Genomic DNA, 1,975 nt, shown 5'->3' with positions numbered 1-1,975 from the left:
CGGCGACCGCCGAGCCAGACGTCCAAGACCGCTACGGCCGCCACCGAGGCCCGGATCCTGGCCGACGAGCACCGCTCCGAGACGGGGCGGTGTCCCCGCTGCGACGTCCCGTGGCCGTGCACCACCGCCGCCGCGGCGCGGTACGGGAGCGCCTCGTGAACCACGCGGTTGACCTGAACCGTGTCCGGCGTCGGGCGATGGTGCTCCGGCAGATCGGCGAGGCTCGTCGGCGGCGCCGGCGGCGGGGGCTGAGATGACCCCCTCCACCAACTTCGTGCCGCTGGCCGCGCGCCGGACCGGCCTCTGGGTGCGCACCTACCAGGTGGATGCCGAGGGTCGGCGGTACAACGTGTCGCCCCCGATCGAGGTCATCCCCGAGCCCGACCCTCCGACGGTCGAACTCCGGCTCGACTTCTGGCCCGACTGCACCTGCCCCCAGCACAGTTCCGGCTAGCCGGAGCCCTGATCTCCGCCCGCATTCCCATGATTGGCACACCGGGCGGGCGGATCCGGTGCCATGCGCGTCAGCCCCGCGTGGCGACGTCGGCACCCCGGCCTCCCGGTCCTGTAGACGACATCAGGCCCGGGAGGCTGTGCCACCTGCTCCGACCACAGTTCGGTCCACTTCTCGCCCGAGAAAGGCCCTGTTGTGCGGATCCTCGTTGACGGACTCGACATGTCCGGCAAGACCACCCTCGCCACCGACCTCGTCGGGGCCTTCGAGTCGCTCGGGCACCGCGCCGCCCGCCACCGCGGGCTGCTCGCCGAGCACCACCCCGTCAAGTCGACGCTTCGGCGGCTGCACCTCGTCCGCCAGCCCGACAGCGCGTTCATCACCACCGCCTACCTGCTCGGCGGGTACGCGGTGGACGCCGCCCTGGTGCGTCTCTTCCCGCCCCAGCCCGACACGATCCTGGTCCAGGACGGCTACGTGGACCGCACGGTCGCGTTCGGGATGGCGGGCGGACCGTACGTCGCGGCCGCCCTCGCGCTGCGCTGGCCGCGGCTGTTCGTCCCGTTCGACCTGGCGGTGTACCTGCACGCGCCGGTGGAGGTCCGGGCGGAGCGTATGGCCGGCCGGGCCGACGTGGACGCCGTCGACCGGCGCAGCGTCGAGGACCCCGCGTTCGCCAACCAGTTCACCGCCTACCTGCTCCACGGGATGGCCCGCCGGCACCGGAGGTTGCTGGTCTTCGACACCTCCGAGCACACCCCGCAGGAGATGACCGAGATCGTTGTCGGTGCGGCGCTCGCCAACATGCCGACCGTCTCCGAGTACGGGCGGACCGCGTGAGCGCCCGCAGGTTGGTGGTCGACCCGGAGGTGAGCCGGACCGCCGCGGCCGAGGTTCAGACCCTCCTCGCGGGCCGGGCGCTGGTGAGCATCGAGCGCTTCACCAGCTCCGGCCGCACCGTCTACTCGGGCCCGGCCGCGATGGAGGCCATGCGCCCCGACCTCGCGATCGGTGCCTACCGCGCGTGGGACGCTGCGAGCGCCCGCAGGGTCCTCGCGGGGGAGGAGATCGGCAGGGTGAGGGGCGTCGCCGAACGCCGCTCCTGGGCCGCCCAGGTCGATCAGGCGGCCCGGGCCGCCGTGGCCGAACTCGGGCGGCCCGTCGTCGTCAACGCCTGGTACTCGACCGAGCAGCTCCGGTCGTGGGCCGGTCCCGGGGGCCTGGTCTCCGCGATCGACGCCGACCTGAGGCAGCGCCTGGAGGACAAGGCCGCGTTCGGGCAGATCCTCGCCCTCGCTGGGGTACCCGTGCACGTCCGGCTCCCGGGCGCTCGGGTCGACGGGAAACTGCCCCCGCTCGCGGACCTGCGCCGGCTGGTGTCCTCGGGCAGGGTTGTGGTGCAGTCCGGGGCCGACTCCGGCGGCCGGGGCACGGTGTTCGTGGACAGCGAGGCGGACCTGGAGCGGGCCGCCGCCATGCCGGGCCCCTACCGGGTCACGCCGTTCGTCGTCGCGTGGTCCT

Annotated in this window: 3 protein-coding genes; all 3 read left to right on the top strand. The window is 73.6% G+C overall.

The window, feature by feature from the left end:
* The first annotated feature begins 253 nt into the window (after nt 1-253).
* A complete protein-coding gene (locus tag J0670_RS36850; protein WP_207817137.1) occupies nt 254-454 on the top strand; it encodes a hypothetical protein in 201 nt (66 codons plus the stop codon).
* Nucleotides 455-649: 195 nt separating this feature from the next.
* Entirely contained in the window at nt 650-1,294 is a 645-nt protein-coding gene (locus tag J0670_RS36845; protein ID WP_207817136.1) for a hypothetical protein, read from the top strand.
* Nucleotides 1,291-1,975, top strand: a 685-nt coding sequence (locus J0670_RS36840; protein WP_207817135.1) for a hypothetical protein, incomplete at its 3' end; no start/stop codon positions are given. The genes J0670_RS36845 and J0670_RS36840, both read left to right, overlap by 4 nt.

It is taken from the genome of Streptomyces sp. FH025 (assembly GCF_017427025.1).
GTDB lineage: Bacteria > Actinomycetota > Actinomycetes > Streptomycetales > Streptomycetaceae > Kitasatospora.
The sequence above is the reverse complement of the archived record's forward strand: the minus strand, read 5'-3'. Positions and strand labels throughout refer to the sequence as shown.

Excerpts from the sequence above, each read along its gene's own strand:
- J0670_RS36850 (WP_207817137.1), top strand. The coding sequence starts at position 254 with ATGACCCCCTCCACCAACTTCGTGCCGCTGGCCGCGCGCCGGACCGGC.